Here is a 20,008-nt window from a genome sequence, read left to right on the forward strand (position 1 = left end):
CGGCACGACAGCCTCAGCGCTTGTCCGCGATGTCGCCCTGCAGCTTCTCGATGAAGCTCTGCAGCGGCATCACGCCCAGATCCTGATTGCCTCGTGCGCGCACGGCAACGGCCCCGCTTGCCTTCTCCTTGTCGCCTGCGACAAGGATGTACGGGACCTTCTGCAATGAATGCTCGCGGATTTTATACGTGATTTTCTCGTTGCGCAAATCTGCCTGGACCCTAAGCCCTTGTTTTTGCAGCGATTTCACGACGTCCTGGACGTAATCGGCCTGAGCGTCGGTGATCGAGGCCACGACGACCTGCACCGGCGCCAGCCAGGCGGGCAGCGCGCCGGCGTGCTGCTCGATCAGGATGCCGATGAAACGCTCCAGGCTGCCCACGATCGCGCGATGCAGCATGATCGGCCGATGGCGGGCACCGTCCTCACCGACGAACTCGGCGTCGAGCCGGCCCGGCAGGTTCGGATCGACCTGGATCGTGCCGCACTGCCAGGGGCGACCCAGCGCGTCCTTGAGCGTGTACTCGATCTTCGGGCCGTAGAAGGCGCCCTCGCCCGGCAGGTACTCGAAGTCGCAACCGGAGGCCTTCAGGCCCTCGGCCAGCGCGGCTTCGGCCTTGTCCCAGCTCTCCTCGGTGCCGATGCGCTTCTCGGGCCGGGTCGACAGCTTGTAGATGATGTCGGTGAAGCCGAAGTCGCGGTAGACCTTCTGCAGCAGCGTGGTGAAGGCCTGCACCTCGACCTGGATCATGTCCTCGGTGCAGAAGATGTGGCCGTCGTCCTGGGTGAATCCGCGCACGCGCATGATGCCGTGCAGGCCACCGGTGGGCTCGTTGCGATGGCACTGGCCGAACTCGCCGTAGCGCAGCGGCAGGTCGCGGTAGCTCTTGATGCCCTGCTTGTAGATCAGGATGTGGCCGGGGCAGTTCATCGGCTTGAGCGCGTAGTCGCGCTTCTCCGACTCGGTCACGAACATGTTCTCGCGGTACTTGTCCCAGTGGCCGGTCTTCTCCCACAGGCCCTGGTCCAGGATCTGCGGGCCCTTGACCTCGAGGTAGCCGTTGTCGCGGTAGACGCGGCGCATGTACTGCTCGACCTCCTGCCACACGGTCCAGCCCTTCGGGTGCCAGAACACGGTGCCGGGCGAGTGCTCGTCGATGTGGAACAGATCCAGCTCACGGCCGAGCCTGCGGTGGTCGCGCTTCTCGGCCTCCTCCAGCATGGTCAGGTACTGCTGCAGATCCTCCTTGGTCGCCCAGGCGGTGCCGTAGACGCGCTGCAGCATCTCGTTGCGGTGGTCGCCGCGCCAGTAGGCACCGGCCACCTTCATCAGCTTGAAGTGCTTGAGCTTGCCGGTGGACGGCACGTGCGGGCCGCGGCACAGGTCCTCGAAGCCGCCTTCGCGGTACAGGCTGACGTCCTCGCCGGCCGGAATCGAGCCGATGATCTCGGCCTTGTAGGCCTCGCCGATGGACTTGAAGTGGGCGACGGCCTCGTCGCGCGGCAACACCCGGCGCACGACGGGCTCGTCCTTCTTGGCCAGCTCGACCATCTTCTTCTCGATGGCCGCCAGGTCGTCGGGAGTGAACGGGCGCTTGTAGCTGAAGTCGTAATAGAAGCCGTGTTCGATCACCGGGCCGATGGTGACCTGGGCCTCCGGGAACAGCGTCTTGACCGCATAGGCCAGCAGGTGGGCGGTCGAGTGGCGGATCAGCTCCAGACCTTCGGCCTGCTTGTCGGTGATGATGGCCAGCGACTCGTCGTGCTCGATCAGGTGGCTGGTGTCGACCAGACGCGCGGCCTCACCCGTGCCCACCTTGCCGCCGAGGGCGGCCTTGGCCAGACCGGTGCCGATGGAGGCGGCCACCTCGGCCACGGTGACCGGCTGGGGATATTCGCGTTTCGAACCGTCGGGAAGCGTGATCGTGACCATCGGTGGAGACTCCGGCCGCCGGTTCGGCGGCGCTGGCGTTCCGGCACTCGGGCCGGAGACGGGCGGGACGCGGTGCTGGACATCGCCAGCGGCCGGCCCGGGGGTTGAACGGATGACGGGCAAGAAAAAAGCGCGGGGGGGAGCCGCGCTTCGATCGGGTTCGGGGGGCGGATCGCGTCGCGCGTCAACGCGGCATCCGGCCCCCGGGGGCGAACGACGCGGCGACCCCGGGCAGCACGGCGAACGTCGTAGTTCGCGGTGTCACAACCGGATTGCCTTTCTCGCTCTTGCCTGGGTGCATGATGGCGCGCATTGTAGGACAGGCCGCACCCGCGCCCTGCTCACAGCGGCAGGGCGTCCAGGCTGGAGCGTGTGCACAGCTGCGCGAAGGCCTCGGCCAGCGCCTGGCTGGCGGCCAGGGCTTCGCGCCAGCCGCGTTGCCGCGCGGCCACGTCGGCACCGAAGCGACGGAAATCCCGACGATCGGGCAGTTGGCCGCCGGGCAGCCGCGCCACCCAGTCCGGATGCGGGTGCAGCAGCACCAGGTTGTCCAGCCCCGGACCGGGCCGGCTGCGCGAGGCCCAGGGCTTGTCGAACCAGCCGGGAACCACCGCACGCTGGAAATGCGGATACAGCACCAGCCCGTCATCGATCTGCGACCAGGGCCAGTGCAGGTGGTAGTCGGTGAGCCCGCCGTCCCAGTAGAGGCCCGGTGGCGCACCGGCGATGTCGGTCACGGCCTGCAGCACCAGCGGGATCGAGCCGCTGGCCACCGCCGCGTCGGCCAGGTTGTCCGGCCGCAAGGGCACACGGGCGGTCGACAGGTCGTCGAAAGCCAGCGGCAGCGGCGTGCGTGGATCCGAGAACAGCACCCGCTGCAGACAGCGCCCCAGCGCCCGGCGGCTCAGCGCATTCGCGGCCCAGGCCAGGCCCAGCCCCGCCTTGCAGGCCGGACTGTCGTCGCGCCCGCCCAGCCCCGGGCCGATGCCGCGGCTGGTCACCAGGTGCAGGCGCCAGCGGGGGTGCTGCAGCAGGGCCGCCTCGTGGCCAGCGATCTGCGCACCCAGCAACTGGCGGAACACGCGGCTGACCTCGGCCGGCGTCGGCCAGTCGCCCGGCGGCACGTCGTAGCTCTGGTGGATGTAGTCATCGGCCAGGCGGTCGAGCGCGGCCAGCGGATCGGCCATCGCGCCGTTGATCAGGCGCCAGGCGCCGATGCTGGCGCCCACCAGATGCACCGGCGCGGCCTGCGGCCCGGCGGAGGGCAGCCAGTGACCGAACAGGAAACGGTCCAGCGGCATCAGCACCAAGCCCTTGGGGCCGCCGGCGGCCGCGGGGATCACCCGCACGTCCTGCGACCGCAGGCCGCGTTCGCGCAGCACGGCCCGGGCGCGGGGCCCGGCGCGCAGCACCAGCACATCGCGGCTCATGCCCTGGGCAGCCGGTGACATGACGATGGCCGCGCCCGACGCCCTGAGCGGAACCCCACCCGAGGCGCGCACCGGCGGCCGGCCACGATGGCAGACGCCACCATCGGCCGCCTCAACCGCCCTTGAGCTTGGCGAAGGCCGCGGCCATCGCGCCCTGCGGCGCGGCCGCCGCCGGTGCACGGGCACCACCGCGCGCGCCGGCCGCGCGCTGGTCACGCGCCGGCGGCGTGTAGCGGTTGTCGCCGCGGGCATCGCGTGCGCCGCCCGTGCCACCGGCCGGCTTCGCATCGAGCTTCATCGTCAGGCTGATGCGGCCGCGGGCCAGATCGACCTCCAGCACCCGCACCTTGACGATGTCGCCGGTCTTGACCACCTCGCGCGCATCGTTGACGAACTTGTTGGCCAGCTGGCTGACGTGGACCAGCCCGTCCTGGTGCACGCCCAGATCGACGAAGGCACCGAACTGCGCGACGTTGGAGACCGTGCCCTCCAGCACCATGCCTTCCTGCAGGTCCTTGATGTCCTCGACACCGTCGTTGAAGCGGGCGACCTTGAAGTCCGGTCGCGGGTCACGGCCGGGCTTCTCCAGCTCGGTGAAGATGTCCTTGACCGTGATGGCGCCGAAACGCTCGTCGGCGAAGGCCTCGGGCTTGAGCGCGCGGATGACGTCGCTCTTGCCCATCACCTCGACCACCGGACGTGCCAGCCGCTCCAGCACGCGCTGCACCACCGGATAGGTCTCGGGGTGCACGCCGGTCAGGTCCAGCGGGTTGTCGCCGTCGCGGATGCGCAGGAAGCCCGCGGCCTGCTCGAAGGTCTTGGGGCCGAGGCCGCTCACGTCCAGCAGCTGCTGGCGGTTGCGGAAGGCGCCGTGGGCGTCGCGCCAGCGCACGATGGACGCGGCCTGCCCGGCGCTCAGACCCGAAACCCGGGTCAGCAGCGGCGCGGACGCGGTGTTCAGATCGACGCCGATCTTGTTCACGCAGTCCTCGACCACGGCATCCAGCGTGCGGGCCAGCTCGCTCTGGTTGACGTCGTGCTGGTACTGGCCGACGCCGATGGACTTCGGATCGATCTTGACCAGCTCGGCCAGCGGGTCCTGCAGCCGGCGGGCGATCGAGACGGCGCCGCGCAGGCTGACGTCGAGCTCGGGCAGCTCCTTGCTCGCGTACTCGCTGGCCGAATAGACCGAGGCGCCGGCCTCGCTGACGACCACCTTCTCGATGGCCACGTCAGGCGCCAGCTGCTGCACGCGCTGGATCAGGTCGGCGGCCAGCTTGTCGGTCTCGCGGCTGGCCGTGCCGTTGCCAATGGCGATCAGGTTGACGCCGTGCGTGGCCACCAGCCTGCCCAGCGTGTGCAGGCTGCCTTCCCAGTCGCGCTTCGGTTCGTGCGGGTAGACGGTGGAGGTGGCCAGCACCTTGCCGGTGTCGCTGACCACGGCCACCTTGACGCCGGTGCGGATGCCCGGATCCAGGCCCATGACGACCTTCTTGCCGGCCGGCGCGGCCAGCAGCAGGTCACGCAGGTTCTCGCCGAAGACCTTGATCGCGGTGGCCTCGGCGGCCTCGCGCAGGCGGGTGAACAGGTCGCGCTCCAGGCTCAGGCTGAGCTTGACCTTCCAGGTCCAGGCGATGGTGCGGCGGATCAGCGCGTCGCCCGGTCGCTGGGCGTTGCGCCAGCCCAGGTGCAGCGCGATGCGGCCCTCGGCCAGCGTCGGCTGCCCGGTGACGACCTCCTCGTCGAGCTGCAGCTTGGCGTCCAGGATCTCCTGCGTGCGGCCGCGGAAGACGGCCAGCGCGCGGTGGCTGGGCACGGTGCGGATCGGCTCGTCGTAGTCGAAGTAGTCGCGGAACTTGGCGTGGTCGGCGTGGTTCGGGTCCTTGCCGTCGGCCAGCTTGCTGACGAACAGGCCCTCGGCCCAGAGCCACTCGCGCAGGCCGCCGACCAGCCCGGCATCCTCGGCCCAGCGCTCGGACAGGATGTCGCGCACGCCGTCGAGCACCGCATGGGCGTCGGCGAATCCGGCCTCGGTGAGCCGGGCCAGCCCGCCCTCGTACGCGTCGACGAAGGCCTGGGCCTCGGTCAGCGGATCGAGCGCCGGATCGGCGAACAGCCGCTCGGCCAGCGGCTCGATGCCGGCCTCGCGGGCGATCATGCCCTTGGTGCGGCGCCGGGGCTTGTAGGGCAGGTAGAGGTCTTCCAGCTCCTGCTTGGTCGGCGCGGCCTCGATCGCGGCGCGCAGTGCGGGCGTCAGCTTGCCCTGCTCGTCGATGCTCTTGAGCACGGCCACGCGGCGGTCTTCCAGCTCGCGCAGATAGCCCAGCCGGGCGTCGAGCTCGCGCAGCTGCACGTCGTCCAGGCCCTCGGTGGCCTCCTTGCGGTAACGCGCGATGAACGGGACCGTGGCCCCGCCATCCAGCAGTTCGACGGCGGCATTGACTTGACGGGGCGCGACCTTCAGTTCGGCCGCGATCTGCAGCAGGATCTTGTCCAAGGGGCTCGGACCCCCTTGCTTCAGGGGGTAGGTGTGACAAAACGCGCGAGTGTGCCACACCGCCATCGGGGCCCGTGGCGCTCAGGACGGGGGATCGCCCGCTCGCTGCCGCCGTGGCGGCAGGGCACGCAGGTGCTGGAAGGTGCCGCTGGCGCTGGCACACAGGCGGCCATCCGCATCGAGCAGACGGGCCTCGCAGAAATCGAGTGTGGCCGTGGCGTGCAGCACCCGTGCCTGGGCCCGCAGCCCCCCGCGAGCCGCCTGCAGGAAACTGGTCTTCATCTCGAGCGTGACCACCCCCGGGCTGAGCGGATGGCGGCTGCGCGCGGCCTGGGCCATCGCGATGTCCAGCAGACTCATCAGCACGCCGCCGTGGGCGACCTGCCAGCTGTTGTGCTGCCCGGCCTGCAGGGCCAGCCGCACCTCGGCATGGCCGTCCTGCCACAAGTGCAGGGTCGCCCCGAGCGTCTCGGCCCAGGGCAAGGGCACCGGCCAGGGCCGGGGCACCGGGCTGGGGACACACGGCACGGGCCAGTCCGGGGCCGGCAAGGAAGCGCCGGCAGAAGCGGCGGAAGCGGCGGCAGAAGCGGCAGATGAGGCAGGTGATGCATCAGGCATGCCCGGATGATGCCGCGGGCTGCGCGCGCCCTGCCGCCGCACCTTCCGCTGCATCCGCCGCCGCAGCGGCCGGCTCAGTCGGCCAGCGCGGCGCGCACGCCGATCAGCCCCACACCGGCACCGACCCCGACCGCCCCGATCCACTGCAGGTCCAGCGCCAGGGCCCCGTGGGGGGCGTCGATGAAGAGGCTCAGGCTCATCAGCAGGCCGCCGGCGTAGATCAGCGCCCACACCAGCGCCTCCAGCCAGCCCCAGCGGCCGGGCGGGGGCCCCTGCTCGGCATCGGGCGCCGGGCCGGTGGACAACGTGGAGTCCTCGATCGGTACCGGCAAGGCCGAGCTGCGGGAACGCGCCATGACGTCGATCCTCCTGGATGGTGGGGGCGCGATGACCCTGCCCCCGACTGGCTCGTCAGCGTGCCACGGCCCAGCGGCGGTTGGCCCCGTGACCGCGCAATCCCTTCCTTTGAGGAGGGGATGCCCGCAGCTCGCTCAGCCGGCCATCCAACGTGCCAGCCGTGCGTGCTCGGCCGCGACCTCGGCGGCCCGGCCTTCGACGATGACCCGGCCCCGTCCGAGCAGCAGCGCACGGTCAGCCAGCGGCCACAGCCCCCCGCGCAGATGCTCGACCATCAGCACGGCCACACCCGCCGCGCGCTGCTCCTGGAGCAGGCCGGCGACGGTCTCGACCCAGGCCGGAGCCAGCCCTTCGGTCGGCTCGTCGAGCAGCAGCAGACGGGGTCGGCCCAGCAAGGCGCGCATCAGGGCCAGCAACTGCTGTTCGCCACCGGACAAGGCGGCCGCGGGCGCATCGGCACGGCGCGCGAGGGCCGGCAGGCGGTCCCAGACCCGCTCGACGGTCCAGGGCAAGGGGCCGCCGGCCGCGGCCGGTGCCCCATCCCCCGGCCGGACGCGATCCGGCAGGCCGAGCAGCAGGTTCTGGCGCACCGTCAGCCGCGGGAAGATGTCGCGCGTCTGCGGCACGAAGCCGATGCCGCGCCGCGCCACCTGGTGCGTCGGCAACCCCTGCAAGGCCTGACCCTGCCAGGACCAGCGGCCGCCGGCGGGCAGCCAGCCGGCCAAGGCCTGCAACAGGCTGCTGCGCCCGGCACCGTTGCGACCGAGCAGCACCAGCACCTCTCCGGGCGCGAGCTGCAGCGACACGTCGTCGAGCACCGGCACACCGTCGCGGACCAGCCCCAGGCGCTGCACCAGCAGCCCCGCGGACGGATCGGACCGGCCCGCGCCGGGCGAGCCCCGAACACCGCCCGCCGTCACGGCTTGCCCCCCGCGGCGCTCAGCGGCCAGCGGTCCAGCCCGGGGTAGACCGCGCGCACGGCGGGGTCCTCGCGCACGACGGCGGGCCGATCGCAGCACAGCAAGCGCCCCTGGTCCAGCACCGCGATGCGGTCAGCGAGCTCGAACACCACGCCCAGATCGTGCTCGACCAGCAACACGGTGCGGCCGGCGGTCAGCTGCCGGATCAGCGCCACGGCCTGGCGCGCCTCGTCCAGGTTCATGCCGGCGGTCGGCTCGTCCAGCAACACCAGGGGCTGGCCACCGACCACCGCCAGGGCCAGCTCGACCAGACGCTGGCGGGCATAGCCGAGCTGCGCGATGGCGGTGTCCGCGTCCTCGGCCAGGCCGAGGCGGTGCATCCAGGCATCGGTCTCGCGCGTGAGCGCGTCGCAGGACGACAAGGAGCGGACCATCGACGCACCGACGCCGCAGGGGCGCAGCAACGCGCACCGCAGGTGGTCGCGCACGCTCAAGGCGGGCCAGAGCTGGCTGCGCTGGAAGCTGCGCGCGACCCCGGCCCGCGCAGCCCTCACCGGACCACGGCCATCCAGCCGCCGACCGGCCCAACGCACCGAACCCGCGGTGGCGGCCCGCCCCCCCGAGACCAGCTGCAGCAGACTGGACTTGCCGGCCCCGTTCGGCCCGATCAGGGCCAGGCACTGCCCGGCCGGCAGCACCAGATCGATGCCGTCCAGGATGCGGCTGCGGCCGATGTGCAGGCCGACACCGGCCAGCACCAGACCGGGCGCGGCGGGCGAACGCACGGCCACTGCGGCGGCCTCCGGCTCCGGCTCCGGCTGTGGCTGGGGCTGTGGCTGGGGTTGGGGCTCCGAATCCGCGGACTCCGCCGCCACCGCTGCCGCCTTCGCCACCGCAGGAGGCGCCAAGGGCGCCGTCAGGCGCGACATCGAGCCGGCGCAGCCCGGGCCGGCGGGCCGGTCCTCGGTGCATGCCCGTCCGGCAGGAGCCGCATCGGAGCCACACCACAAGGCCCCCCGCCCCACACCGCCCCATCGCCACAGCAGCAGACCGGTGGCCACCATCGCGCACAGCAGCATCCAGCTCCAGGCGGCGCCGCTGTCCAGTCGCAGCGGGCCGCGCACCATCCACGGCCCCAGCGCCGCATCGAGCCGGTGGTGGTAGGCCAGCTCGGCCAGCAGCACCCCGCCCGGCAGCATCAGCGCGAGGCCGGACATGCGCAGCAGCGCGCCGGTCAGCGCGTGCCGGCGCTGCGCCGCGGGCCGCTGGCACAGCGCGCGCCAGCGGCCCGGTGCACGCCGCCAGGCGCCGGCCAGGCCCTCCGGCGCCCACAACACCACCCCGATGAAGGACAGCCCCAGCAAGGCCGGCCAGGCCCGCGACCAGGCCGCCAGCGGCCCGAACGCCAGCACGCTGACCGCCGCGGCACAGACCGCGCCCAGCAGCCCACCGCCGCCGCCCACGGTCGCCGCCAGCACCAGCTGGCCGGACCGCTCCAGGCCGAAGGCCTGCGGTGTCACCCGCTCGTGCAGCAGGGCCAGCAGCGCACCGGCGATGCCACTGCACAGACCGGCCACCCACAGCGCACGCCACCGCAGCGCGGCCGGATCGAAACCGAGCGCCGCCACGCGCTGCGGCTGCTCGCGCACGGCCTGCAACAGGCGCCCGGCGGGCGTGCCGCGCCAGGCCAGCACCAGGGCCAGGCCGGCCAGGGCCCAGACGACCACCAGCAGATGGACCGCGCGATCCGGACCCCAGGTCCAGCCCCCGGGCGCCGGCACGCGGTCGCCCCCCAGCCCGGACTCGCCACCGAAGAAGACCGGCAGCATCAGCGCGGCCGTGGCCATCAGTTCGGCCAGGGCCAGGGTGATCATGGCCAGTGCCGTGCCGCCGTGCCGGGTGGCCAACCAGCCCGGCCCCCAGGCGCAGAGCAGGCCGGCCAGCCCTCCGGCCAGCGGCAGGACCGCCACCGCCGCCGTCGCCAGCCCGGGCGAGCCGGATGCCGCGAGCGCCGGCAGCCACCGCATCAGGTGCACGGCCGCGTAGCCACCGAAGCCCGCATGGATCGCATGCCCGAAACTGAGCATGCCGCCGTCGTGCGACAGCAGTTGATAGGCCGCGCACGCCAGAAGGGCGACCGCGAACTGCGAGGCCAGGCCCAGCAGATGGCGCTGGTCTCCATCCAGCAGCAGTGCCGCGCCCAGCAACAGGGTCAGGACCAGGGCCCAGCCCAGGCCCGGCCCTCGCGCGCCGATCCTTCGCGCCACGGCCGCCCGCCACCGGCCTCGCAGGGCCACCCTCATCGCGTGCCGTCCTCGCCGGTCTTCAGGCCGGTGGCCGCCAGCAGGCCGTGGGGCCGCCAGACCAGCACCGCGATCATCATCAGATAGGGCATCACCCCGGCCAGCTGCGGCAGGCCCAGGCGCCAGACCGACCACAGCGGCGTCTGCGGACCGATGGGCGGCATCCCCGGCAGCCAGGCCAGCAGATCGGCCAGGCGCAGGTCGAAGGCCAGCGGCAGGGTCTGCAGCGCCCCGACCAGCAACGACCCCAGCAGCGCGCCGGCGAGCGAACCGCTGCCGCCGATGACCAGCACCACGAACAGCAGCGGACCGAGCTGGGTGGCCAGCGAGGGCTCGACGGTGAACAGGCTGCCGCTGATCGCCCCGGCCAGCGCGGCCATCGCGCAACCCAGGCCGAAGACCCGCCGCTGGACGGCCGTCACGTCATGACCCAGCGCCGCCACCATCTGCGGATGGGTCAGCGCGGCCTGCACGATCAGGCCGCTGCGGGTGTGGCGCAGGAACAGCCACAGGGCCGCCGCCAGGGTCAGCGCCACGCCCATCACGAGGATCCGGCTGGCCGGAAACGCGATGCAGCCCCCCGCCCCACAGGCGGCCGCCGGCGCCGCACCGGCCCAGATCTGGCGATGACCGGGCGCATCGCGCAGCAGGGTGAACGCCGGCGCCTGCAGCAGCTCGGGCAAGGGCGTGGCCAGCGGACTGCGGCCCCAGATCAGCTGCACCGCCTCGACCAGCAGCAGCCCCAGCCCCCAGGTCACCAGCAGGTCCGCCGCGTGCGCCCGCGGCCCTGCCGCCGCACGCCGCGGGCGCAGCAGCGGCCCGTGCAGGGCGGCGCCCAGCAGGCCGACCAGCACCGGCGCCACCATCAACGCACCGACATACCCCAGCGGCGCCGTCAGCGCATGGCCGGCATAGGCGCCCAGCAGGTAGAAGCCGGCGTGGGCCATGTTGAGCACCCCCATCAGGCCGAGGATCAGGCTCAGCCCCGCGGCCAGCATGAACAGCAGCAGACCGACGGACAAGGCGTTGAGCAGGGAGATCAGCAGAGGATCGGACACGAACGGCAGCCCAGCAGAAAACAGGCGCGCACGGCACCCGCCGCCGCACCTCGGCCCGCCGATCCCGGAACCCCGGGCCGGGCGGGCCAGGGCCATGATTCTGGGCCACGCCCTCGACCGCCCTCGCCGCTACACTGCCGGCCCCATGAAGATGCTGCTCGACTTCCTGCCCATCCTCCTGTTCTTCGGGACCTTCAAGTACGCCGAAGGCCACAAGGAATGGGCGGCCGATTTCGCCTCCCGCCACTTCGGCGTCCTCGTCGGAGGCGGCCCGGTGGGCACCACCGAGGCGCCGATGATGCTGGCGACGCTGGTGGTCATCGTGGCCACGCTGGCCCAGGTGCTGTTTCTCAAGCTGCGCGGACGCAAGGTCGATCTGATGCTGTGGATCAGCCTGGGCCTGATCGTGGTGCTGGGCGGCCTGACCATCTGGTTGCGCAGCGAGACCTTCATCAAGTGGAAGCCCACCGGCGTGTACTGGCTGATGGCCGTCGGCCTGTGGGGCTCGCAGCACTTGGCCGGGCGCAACCTGCTGCGCTCGATGATGGGCGCGCAGCTCAGCCTGCCCGAAGGCATCTGGCGCCGGCTGAACACCGCCTGGGTCCTGTTCTTCGCGGTGATGGGGCTGGTCAACCTGTGGGTGGCCTACCACTTCTCCACCGACGTCTGGGTCAACTTCAAGGCCTTCGGCACGCTGGGGCTGATGCTGGTCTTCGTCGTCGGCCAGGCGCTCTACCTCGGCCGCCACGCCCAACCCGTGGACGACGCGGCCGGACCGCGCTGAATCCCGCCACGTGCCGATCCCGACCGAACCCGACCGCCCCCGTCCTGGAGTCCGCCGATGTCCGCCCTGCCCCCGTCTGCCCAGGCTGTCACGCCAGCGCTGATCGAGTCCGCGCTGCGCGCGGCCCTGAACCCGGTCGCCCTCGAGGTCATCGATGAGAGCCATCACCATGCCGGTCATGCCGGCGCGGGCGAGGGCTCGCACTGGCGGGTGCGGGTGGTCGCCGGCTGCATGGCCGGGCAGTCCCGCGTGGGCCGCCATCGCCTTGTGTATGATGCCCTGCGCTCGGTGATCCCCCAGGGGATCCACGCCCTGGCCATCGAGGCCCGGGCGCCGGACGAGGCGGGCTGACCGCCGCGCCCGGCCGCACCGCCTGCCGCACCGGCCGCGAGGCCGGCGCCCTGCAACGTTCCACCGTCCTCCACCCTGCCCGGGCCGGCGCGCCCGAGACATCCGCCACGGCGCATGCTCCGCGGCGGCACGGCGCGCAACACACGGCCCGCAACCGGCTCTTCCGACCCCCATGAACCGTACCTCGCAGGCCGCCCGCGCGGCCCTCGCTTCGGCCGTGATCGCACTGCTCGTGCCCATCGCCGCCCAGGCGCAGAACATCGCCATCGTCAACGGCAAGGCGGTGCCGAAGTCGCGCGTCGACGTGCTGCTCAAGCAGGCCGAGCGCGCCGGCCAGCAGGTCACGCCCGAGATGCAGGGCCAGGCCCGTGAGCAGGCCGTGCTGCGCGAGATCTTCGCCCAGGAAGCAGAGCGCCGCGGCGTGGCCGCCGGTGCCGAGTACAAGGCGCAGATGGAACTGGCCCGCCAGTCCATCCTGATCCGCCAGCTGTTCGAGGACTACCGGACCAAGAACCCGGTCTCCGACGCCGATGCCCAGGCCGAGTACGACAAGGTCAAGGCGGCCAACGGCGGCACCGAATACCGTGCGCGCCACATCCTGGTCGAGTCCGAGGAAGAGGCCAAGGCCCTGATCGCGCAGATCAAGGGTGGCGCCAAGTTCGAGGACCTGGCCAAGGAGAAGAGCAAGGATCCGGGCTCGGGCCAGAACGGCGGCGATCTGGACTTCGCCCGCGCCGAGAACTACGTCCCCGAATTCAGCAAGGCGATGACCGCACTGAAGAAGGGTGAGCTGACCGAGGCCCCGGTCAAGAGCCAGTTCGGCTGGCACATCATCCAGCTCGACGACACCCGCGAGGCGCAGTTCCCGCCGTTCGCCGAGGTCAAGGGCCAGATCAAGCAGCGCATCGAGCAGCAGAAGCTGCAGGACTACCAGGAAAAGCTGCGCACCTCGGCCAAGACCGACTACAAGTTCGCCGACGGCGGTCACGCCCACTGATCCAGGCCCGACCCGGCCCGACGGCGGGTCAGGCCCGGCCGGCGCGCCTGCCGGCAGACCCGAACGGGGCACCCTCAGGTGCCCCGTTGTGCTTTCTGCAGCGATGGCGCCGGGCCGGCCGATCAGGCCGCCGGCTTCAGGCGCCCGGCCTCGATGTGCAGCTGGCGGTCGCAGCGAGCGGCGATGCCGCGGTCGTGCGTGACGAGCAGCAGCGTGGTGCCGGCCTCGCGGTTCATCTCGAACATGAGGGCCATCACCGTCTCGCCGGTAGCATGGTCCAGGCTGCCGGTGGGCTCGTCGGCCAGCAGCACCTGCGGCTCGACGACGAAGGCCCGCGCCAGCGCCACGCGCTGCTGCTCGCCGCCCGACAGCGTGCGCGGATGGTGGTGCAGCCGCGCGCCCAGACCGACCCGGCCCAGCATCTCGGTGGCGCGGGCACGCGCATCGCCACGGCCCAGCAGTTCGAGCGGCAGCATCACGTTCTCGAGCGCGCTCAGGTGGCCCAGCAGCTGGAAGCTCTGGAAGACGAAACCCAGGCGCTGGGCCCGCACCGCGGCCCGCGCATCCTCGTCGAGCGCGAACAGATCGACGCCGTCCAGACGCACCGTGCCGCGGGTGGGCCGGTCGAGGCCGGCGATGATGGCCAGCAGCGTGCTCTTGCCCGAGCCCGAGGCCCCGACGATGGCCGTGGATTGACGGGCCGGCAAGGCGACATCGATGTCGTGCAGTATCGTCAGCGTGCCTGTGGAGTCGGTCACCTCGCGGCTGACGTGCTCGACGGCGATCAGGGGATCACTGCGCATGAATGAACTTGGCAAACGGGCGGATTCGGCGCCCTCCGAAACAGACCACCGACCACGGTCGGCCCCTGCGGCTGCGGCCCACTGTAGCGCGGCGCCGGTGCGGCCGGCCGCACGGTGGCCGCGCGCGGGCGACACGCCTGGGCAGAGCCGACGCACGGCGCTCGGTTCCCTGCTGGCGGCCGGGGCCGCGTTCGCCGTGCCCTGGGGGCCGGCATCGGCCGCGCCGGCGGGCAGCGGCAACCAGGCATCCGGCGCCCCCGGCACCCCGGCCCCCAACGCCACGCCAACGGCGACGAGCGGCCGCCCCGCGCGCCGCCTGCTGGTGCTCGGCGACAGCCTGTCGGCCGAGTACGGCCTGGCCCGCGACAGCGGCTGGGTAGCCTTGCTGCAGCAGCGCCTGGCACGCGAGCACCTCGCGGCCGAGGTGGTCAACGCCAGCATCTCCGGCGAGACCACGGCCGGCGGGCGCAGCAACCTGCCGCGGCTGCTGCGCCAGCACCAGCCCACGCACGTGGTGATCGAGCTCGGCGGCAATGACGCGCTGCGCGGCCTGCCGCTGGACATGAGCCGCGACAACCTGCGCGCGATGGTGCGCGCGGCACGCGGGGCCGGTGCCCGGGTGCTGCTGGTGGGCATGCAGGTCCCGCCGAACTACGGGGCACGCTATGCGCAGGACTTCCAGGCGCTGTTCGCCCAGGTCGCGCGCGAGGAGCAGGCCGCGCTGGTGCCCTTCATGCTGGCCGGTGTGGCCGACACGCCCGACGCCGACCGGAACTTCCAGAGCGACCGCATCCACCCGCTGGCCAGCGCCCATCCGCGCATCCTGGAGACGATCTGGCGCGTGCTGGGCCCCTGGTTGAAGGCGCCGGCCGAGCGCCCGACCGCCGCCACCAAAGGCTGACGCGCACGGCGATCCGCCGCGCCGGCACCCGCTGCACCCTGACGGTGCGCGGGCCCGCAGACGGCCGCGCGCCCCCGGACGGCGATCGGCGACAATCGCGCCCCATGAATCCGCTGCTGGGCAAGCTGCACCCCTATCCGTTCGAACGCTGGCGCGAACTGACCGCCGGCATCACCCCGAATCCGGCCCTGCGCCCGATCAGCCTGGGCATCGGCGAGCCGCGTCACGCGACGCCAGCCCTGGTCGAGGACGCGCTGCGCACCTCGATCGCCGCGCGCAGTCTGGCCACCTATCCGCCGACCCTCGGCAGCCCGGCGCTGCGCGAGACCTGCGCGGCCTGGCTGCGCCGGCGCTACGGCGTGAGCGTCGATCCGGCGCGCCAAGTGCTGCCGGTCGGTGGCTCGCGCGAGGCGCTGTTCGCGATCGCGCAGACCGTGATCGACGCCGGCCGGCCCGGCGCCACCGTCGTCTGTCCGAATCCGTTCTACCAGATCTACGAGGGTGCGGCGCTGCTGGCCGGCGCCCAGGTCGTCTACGCCAACAGCGATCCGGCGCGCAACTTCGCCGCCGACTGGCGCCAGATCGACGAGGCCACCTGGTCGCGCACCCAGCTGCTCTACGTCTGCTCGCCGGGCAACCCGACGGGCGCGGTGATGCCGCTGTCGGAGTGGGAGGCGCTGTTCGCGCTCAGCGACCGCCACGGCTTCGTCATCGCCAGCGACGAGTGCTATTCGGAGATCTACTTCCGCGACGAGGCGCCGCTGGGCGGCCTGGAAGCCGCGATGCGCCTGGGCCGCAGCGATTTCCGCAACCTGATCATGTTCACCTCGCTGTCCAAGCGCAGCAACGTGCCGGGCCTGCGCGCGGGCTTCGTCGCCGGTGACGCGGCGCTGATCAAGGCCTTCCTGCTCTACCGCACCTACCACGGCTCGGCGATGGGCCCGCTGGTGCAGGCCGCCAGCGTCGCGGCCTGGGCCGACGAGGACCACGTGGTGGCCAACCGCGAGCTCTACCGGCGCAAGTTCGCCGAGGTCACACCGGTGCTGGCCACCGAGCTCGACGTCGCGCTGCCCGACGCCGGCTTCTACCTGTGGGCGGCGGTGCCGGCCGCCGGTGGCGGCACCGGCCCGGGCGACGACATCGCCTTCGGCCAGCAGCTGCTGGCGCAGGCCAACGTCGCCGTGCTGCCGGGCAGCCTGCTGGCGCGCACGGCCCACGGCGTGAACCCGGGCGCCGGCCGCGTGCGCATGGCCCTGGTGGCCGAGACCGCCGAATGCCTGGAGGCCGCGCACCGCATCGCCGCGTTCACGCGCGACTGGCGTGCCGGCCGTTCGGGCGCCTGAGTGCGCCGGCTGAGCCGGACCGCGACGACGGCGCTCACCGGTACCCGGTGGCTCGCCGGGACCGGCCCGGTGCGTTGCGCCCTCCGGGCTGCCGACTGAGCGGCCGACGGAGGTCCCGCCCCGGCCCCCGACCCGGCCCTCGGCGGCGCCCCGCGACCGGCCATCGGCCGCCGGCCAGCGCTCCGAGGCCGCCCTCACGCACAATCCACCCTCCCCTTTCCGCACGGCGCCCCGGCGGCGCCGGCCCCGCGATCACCACGAACGAAGGACGACCATGACCGCTCAGCTGCAATCCGTCATCGAACAGGCCTGGGAGAACCGCGCCGCCCTCAGCCCGACCGCCGCCGACGCCGCCGTGCGCGAGGCCGTCGAGACCGTCATCGCCGAACTGGACAGCGGCCGCCTGCGCGTGGCCGAGCGCCTGGGCGTCGGCCAGTGGCAGGTCAACCAGTGGGTGAAGAAGGCGGTGCTGCTGAGCTTCCGCCTGAACGACAACGTGCCGCAGGAAGCCGGCGCGCTGACCTTCTTCGACAAGGTGCCGACCAAGTACAGCGGCCTGGACGCCGCCGCCCTGGCCGCCACCGGCGTGCGCGTCGTGCCGCCGGCCGTCGCCCGTCGCGGCAGCTTCCAGGCCAAGGGCGTGGTGCTGATGCCCAGCTACGTGAACATCGGCGCCTACGTCGATGAGGGCGCGATGGTCGACACCTGGGCCACCGTCGGCTCCTGCGCGCAGATCGGCAAGAACGTGCACCTGTCGGGCGGCGTGGGCATCGGCGGCGTGCTGGAGCCGCTGCAGGCCAACCCGACCATCATCGAGGACAACTGCTTCATCGGCGCCCGCTCCGAGGTCGTCGAGGGCGTGATCGTCGAGGAGCACTCGGTGCTGGGCATGGGCGTCTACCTCGGCCAGTCGACCCCGATCTTCGACCGCGCCACCGGCGAGATCAGCTACGGCCGCGTGCCCTCGGGCTCGGTCGTGGTCTCGGGCAACCTGCCGAAGAAGACGGCCGCCGGCCAGGACTACAGCATGTACGCGGCCATCATCGTCAAGCGCGTGGACGCCCAGACCCGCAGCAAGACCAGCATCAACGACCTGCTGCGTCCGTGATGGACCGGCCGGGACGCGGCGCCTGAGCGCGGTCCCGGCCCGTCCGCCCGCCGGAGTCGAGCGTGCCTGCGGACCGCGGCGCGACGCCCCGAGCGCCACGGCCGCCCCCCCGGCGGCCGCCCTGATGTTGGAGTGAGCACGATGACGACGGGACGCATGGAGCGCGTCATGCGGCTGATGGCCGAGCGCAACGCCTCGGACGTCTACCTCTCGGCGGCGATGCCGATCCTGGTCAAGATCCACGGCCAGATGCTGCAGCTGTCGGACCAGGTGCTGACGCCGCAGCAGCCACGGCTGCTGATCGCCGAGGTGCTGACGCCGCACCAGCTCGAAGAGCTCGACGACACCGGCGAGCTGAACCTGGCCATCGCGCTGGAGAAGACCGGCAGCTTCCGCATCTCGGCCTTCCGCCAGCGGGGCTCGATCGCGGTCGTCATCCGCCACATCCCGCACCAGATCCCGCCGCTGGAGACGCTGAACCTGCCCGACGCGCTGGCCCAGCTGGTGCTGGAAAAACGCGGCCTGATCCTGATGGTCGGCGCCACCGGTTCGGGCAAGAGCACGACGCTGGCGGCCATGCTGGAGCTGCGCAACCGCACGCTGCCGGGCCACATCCTGACGATCGAGGACCCGATCGAGTTCCTGTTCCAGAGCAAGAAGTGCGTGGTCAACCAGCGCGAGATCGGCCGTGACACGCAGTCGCTGCAGGTCGCGCTGCGCAACGCGCTGCGCCAGGCGCCGGACTGCATCATGATCGGCGAGATCCGCGACCGCGAGACGATGACGGCCGCGCTCAGCTATGCGCTGTCGGGCCATCTGGTGGTGGCCTCGATGCATGCCAACAACAGCCACCACGCCCTCGGCCGCATCCTGTCGTTCTACACGCCGGAGGCGCGGCCGGTGCTGCTGTCGGACCTGGCCGCCGGCCTGCGGGCCATCGTCTCGCAGCGCCTGCTGCGCGCCGAGGGCGGCGGCCGGCTGCCGGCCGCCGAGCTGCTGTTCAACAACAACCTGGTCGCCGAACTGATCGAGAAGGGCGACTTCCCCGGCATCAAGGAAGCGCTCGAGCGTTCGATGGCCGAGGGCTCGCGCAGCTTCGAGGAAGACATCGCCCGCATGATCAACACCGGTCTGGTCACGCGCGAGGAAGGCATGGCCCATGCCGACTCGCCGACCAACCTGGTGTGGCGGCTGCAGAACCAGGCCACGCCGGCCTCACGCACACCGCCCAAGCGCGAGGACCCGGGCAGCGACCAGGCCCACTACACCGACTTCACCGTGGACGTCGTGCCCGACGGCTACATGACCAGCCGCTCGATGCTGAACCTGCCGCCGATCGGCTGATCGGCCGCCCACCCGGCCGGCCCGCCGCACACGGTGCGCCCGTGCCGCGGCGGCGCGACCGACGCCCCTGCCTTCCCCCCTCCTCCGACGACGATGTCCGCCGACGACCTGTCCACCCTGCGCCTGCTCGAGGCGCTGATCGCCCGCCCCTCGGTGACGCCCGACGACGCCGGCTGCCAGGACCTGATCACCGCCCGCCTGGCGCCGCTGGGCTTCCAGTGCGAGACGCTGGACTGCGGCCCCGACAGCTTCCGCGTGCGCAATCTGTGGGCCATCCGCCGTGGCACGCGGCCGGGGCCGACGGTGGTCTTCGCGGGCCACACCGATGTCGTGCCGCCGGGGCCGCTGGCCGCCTGGACCAGCGACCCCTTCGTGCCCAGCCACCGCAACGGCCTGCTGTACGGCCGCGGCGCGGCCGACATGAAGTCGTCGATCGCGGCCTTCGTCGTCGCCGTCGAGCAGCTGCTGCAGGCGCAGCCCGACGTCGCCGGCGCCATCGCGCTGCTGATCACCAGCGACGAGGAAGGCCCGTCGGTCGACGGCACGGTGCGGGTGGTCGAGGCCCTGGCCGCCCGCGGCGAGCGCCTGGACTGCTGCATCGTCGGCGAGCCGACCTCGGTGCAGCGCCTGGGCGACTGCGTGAAGAACGGCCGCCGCGGCTCGCTCAGCGGCAAGCTGACGGTCAAGGGCGTGCAGGGCCACGTCGCCTACCCGCAACTGGCGCGCAACCCGATCCACCTGGCCGCCCCGGCGCTGGCCGAGCTGGCCACGGCCCACTGGGACGCCGGCAACGACCACTTCCCGCCGACCACCTTCCAGGTCAGCAACATCCACGGCGGCACCGGCGCCACCAACGTGATCCCGGGCGAGGTCATCATCGACTTCAACTTCCGCTACAGCACCGAGAGCACCCCCGACGGCCTGAAGGCCCGCGTGGCCGAACTGCTGGAGCGCCACGGCCTGGAGTACCGCTGCGACTGGACGCTGGGCGGCCTGCCCTTCCTGACCCGCCCCGGCAGCCTGGTCGACGCGCTGGCCGCCGCCATCCAGGCCGAGACCGGCGCCGCGCCCGAGCTGTCGACCACCGGCGGCACCAGCGACGGCCGCTTCATCGCCCGCATCTGCCCGCAGGTGGTCGAGTTCGGCCCCTGCAACGCCAGCATCCACAAGGTCGACGAGCACGTGCGTGTGGCCGACCTGGTGCCGCTGACCGCCATCTACCGCCGCACGCTGCTCACGCTGCTGGCCTGAACCCGCATCC

17 protein-coding genes are annotated in these 20,008 nt (G+C 72.3%); 8 read left to right on the plus strand and 9 right to left on the minus strand.

Annotation, left to right across the window (positions count from 1 at the left end):
* Positions 1-13 precede the first annotated feature (13 nt).
* The 8 genes from thrS to AACH11_RS02845 all read right to left on the minus strand — a co-directional run bounded on the left by thrS (position 14) and on the right by AACH11_RS02845 (position 11,116).
* Positions 14-1,933, minus strand: a complete 1,920-nt coding sequence (thrS, locus tag AACH11_RS02810) for a threonine--tRNA ligase (RefSeq protein WP_341372684.1) — start codon at positions 1,931-1,933, stop codon at positions 14-16.
* A gap of 341 nt (positions 1,934-2,274) precedes the next feature.
* A complete protein-coding gene (locus AACH11_RS02815) occupies positions 2,275-3,384 on the minus strand; it encodes a patatin-like phospholipase family protein (RefSeq protein WP_341372685.1) in 1,110 nt (369 codons plus the stop codon).
* A 91-nt stretch (positions 3,385-3,475) separates the two neighbouring features.
* Positions 3,476-5,860 (minus strand): Tex family protein, encoded by a 2,385-nt coding sequence (locus AACH11_RS02820; protein ID WP_341372686.1) that lies wholly within the window; start codon positions 5,858-5,860, stop codon positions 3,476-3,478.
* 81 nt (positions 5,861-5,941) lie between these two features.
* A complete protein-coding gene (locus tag AACH11_RS02825; protein ID WP_341372687.1) occupies positions 5,942-6,367 on the minus strand; it encodes a PaaI family thioesterase in 426 nt (141 codons plus the stop codon).
* 185 nt (positions 6,368-6,552) lie between these two features.
* On the minus strand, positions 6,553-6,834 hold the full coding sequence (locus tag AACH11_RS02830; protein ID WP_341372688.1) for a hypothetical protein: 282 nt from the start codon (positions 6,832-6,834) through the stop codon (positions 6,553-6,555).
* 135 nt (positions 6,835-6,969) lie between these two features.
* A complete protein-coding gene (locus tag AACH11_RS02835; RefSeq protein ID WP_341372689.1) occupies positions 6,970-7,689 on the minus strand; it encodes an ATP-binding cassette domain-containing protein in 720 nt (239 codons plus the stop codon).
* 62 nt (positions 7,690-7,751) lie between these two features.
* Positions 7,752-10,022 (minus strand): branched-chain amino acid ABC transporter ATP-binding protein/permease, encoded by a 2,271-nt coding sequence (locus AACH11_RS02840; protein ID WP_341372690.1) that lies wholly within the window; start codon positions 10,020-10,022, stop codon positions 7,752-7,754.
* Between the two features lie 32 nt (positions 10,023-10,054).
* Positions 10,055-11,116, minus strand: coding sequence for a branched-chain amino acid ABC transporter permease (locus AACH11_RS02845; protein WP_341372691.1), 1,062 nt, complete (start codon positions 11,114-11,116; stop codon positions 10,055-10,057).
* A 145-nt stretch (positions 11,117-11,261) separates the two neighbouring features.
* On the opposite strand from AACH11_RS02845, the gene AACH11_RS02850 reads away from it, so the two are divergent.
* The 3 genes from AACH11_RS02850 to AACH11_RS02860 all read left to right on the plus strand — a co-directional run bounded on the left by AACH11_RS02850 (position 11,262) and on the right by AACH11_RS02860 (position 13,248).
* Entirely contained in the window at positions 11,262-11,900 is a 639-nt protein-coding gene (locus AACH11_RS02850) for a septation protein A (protein ID WP_341372692.1), read from the plus strand.
* Between the two features lie 57 nt (positions 11,901-11,957).
* On the plus strand, positions 11,958-12,251 hold the full coding sequence (locus tag AACH11_RS02855) for a BolA family protein (protein ID WP_341372693.1): 294 nt from the start codon (positions 11,958-11,960) through the stop codon (positions 12,249-12,251).
* A 172-nt stretch (positions 12,252-12,423) separates the two neighbouring features.
* Complete coding sequence (locus AACH11_RS02860; protein ID WP_341372694.1) at positions 12,424-13,248, plus strand: peptidylprolyl isomerase; 825 nt, start codon at positions 12,424-12,426, stop codon at positions 13,246-13,248.
* Between the two features lie 122 nt (positions 13,249-13,370).
* Here AACH11_RS02860 and AACH11_RS02865 read toward each other — a convergent pair whose 3' ends face one another.
* Entirely contained in the window at positions 13,371-14,051 is a 681-nt protein-coding gene (locus AACH11_RS02865) for an ABC transporter ATP-binding protein (RefSeq protein ID WP_341372695.1), read from the minus strand.
* Positions 14,052-14,247: 196 nt separating this feature from the next.
* On the opposite strand from AACH11_RS02865, the gene AACH11_RS02870 reads away from it, so the two are divergent.
* The 5 genes from AACH11_RS02870 to dapE all read left to right on the plus strand — a co-directional run bounded on the left by AACH11_RS02870 (position 14,248) and on the right by dapE (position 19,998).
* The gene (locus tag AACH11_RS02870; RefSeq protein WP_423228682.1) at positions 14,248-14,952 is read left to right on the plus strand and encodes an arylesterase; all 705 of its coding nucleotides are present in this window, start codon (positions 14,248-14,250) and stop codon (positions 14,950-14,952) included.
* Between the two features lie 104 nt (positions 14,953-15,056).
* Positions 15,057-16,295, plus strand: coding sequence for a succinyldiaminopimelate transaminase (gene dapC, locus AACH11_RS02875; protein ID WP_341372696.1), 1,239 nt, complete (start codon positions 15,057-15,059; stop codon positions 16,293-16,295).
* A gap of 274 nt (positions 16,296-16,569) precedes the next feature.
* Positions 16,570-17,403, plus strand: a complete 834-nt coding sequence (gene dapD / locus AACH11_RS02880) for a 2,3,4,5-tetrahydropyridine-2,6-dicarboxylate N-succinyltransferase (protein ID WP_341372697.1) — start codon at positions 16,570-16,572, stop codon at positions 17,401-17,403.
* A 141-nt stretch (positions 17,404-17,544) separates the two neighbouring features.
* Entirely contained in the window at positions 17,545-18,747 is a 1,203-nt protein-coding gene (locus tag AACH11_RS02885; protein WP_341372699.1) for a PilT/PilU family type 4a pilus ATPase, read from the plus strand.
* Between the two features lie 93 nt (positions 18,748-18,840).
* Positions 18,841-19,998, plus strand: coding sequence for a succinyl-diaminopimelate desuccinylase (gene dapE, locus AACH11_RS02890; protein WP_341372700.1), 1,158 nt, complete (start codon positions 18,841-18,843; stop codon positions 19,996-19,998).
* The last annotated feature ends 10 nt before the right edge of the window (positions 19,999-20,008 follow it).

It is taken from the genome of Pseudaquabacterium rugosum (assembly GCF_038066575.1).
GTDB lineage: Bacteria > Pseudomonadota > Gammaproteobacteria > Burkholderiales > Burkholderiaceae_C > Pseudaquabacterium > Pseudaquabacterium rugosum.

What these genes read in the sequence shown, in the direction of transcription:
- thrS (WP_341372684.1), bottom strand. Translation starts at nt 1,933, where the DNA reads ATGGTCACGATCACGCTTCCCGACGGTTCGAAACGCGAATATCCCCAG.
- AACH11_RS02815 (WP_341372685.1), bottom strand. Translation starts at nt 3,384, where the DNA reads ATGTCACCGGCTGCCCAGGGCATGAGCCGCGATGTGCTGGTGCTGCGC.
- AACH11_RS02830 (WP_341372688.1), bottom strand. Translation starts at nt 6,834, where the DNA reads ATGGCGCGTTCCCGCAGCTCGGCCTTGCCGGTACCGATCGAGGACTCC.
- AACH11_RS02850 (WP_341372692.1), top strand. Translation starts at nt 11,262, where the DNA reads ATGAAGATGCTGCTCGACTTCCTGCCCATCCTCCTGTTCTTCGGGACC.
- AACH11_RS02855 (WP_341372693.1), top strand. Translation starts at nt 11,958, where the DNA reads ATGTCCGCCCTGCCCCCGTCTGCCCAGGCTGTCACGCCAGCGCTGATC.
- AACH11_RS02860 (WP_341372694.1), top strand. Translation starts at nt 12,424, where the DNA reads ATGAACCGTACCTCGCAGGCCGCCCGCGCGGCCCTCGCTTCGGCCGTG.
- AACH11_RS02865 (WP_341372695.1), bottom strand. Translation starts at nt 14,051, where the DNA reads ATGCGCAGTGATCCCCTGATCGCCGTCGAGCACGTCAGCCGCGAGGTG.
- dapC (WP_341372696.1), top strand. Translation starts at nt 15,057, where the DNA reads ATGAATCCGCTGCTGGGCAAGCTGCACCCCTATCCGTTCGAACGCTGG.
- dapD (WP_341372697.1), top strand. Translation starts at nt 16,570, where the DNA reads ATGACCGCTCAGCTGCAATCCGTCATCGAACAGGCCTGGGAGAACCGC.
- AACH11_RS02885 (WP_341372699.1), top strand. Translation starts at nt 17,545, where the DNA reads ATGACGACGGGACGCATGGAGCGCGTCATGCGGCTGATGGCCGAGCGC.
- dapE (WP_341372700.1), top strand. Translation starts at nt 18,841, where the DNA reads ATGTCCGCCGACGACCTGTCCACCCTGCGCCTGCTCGAGGCGCTGATC.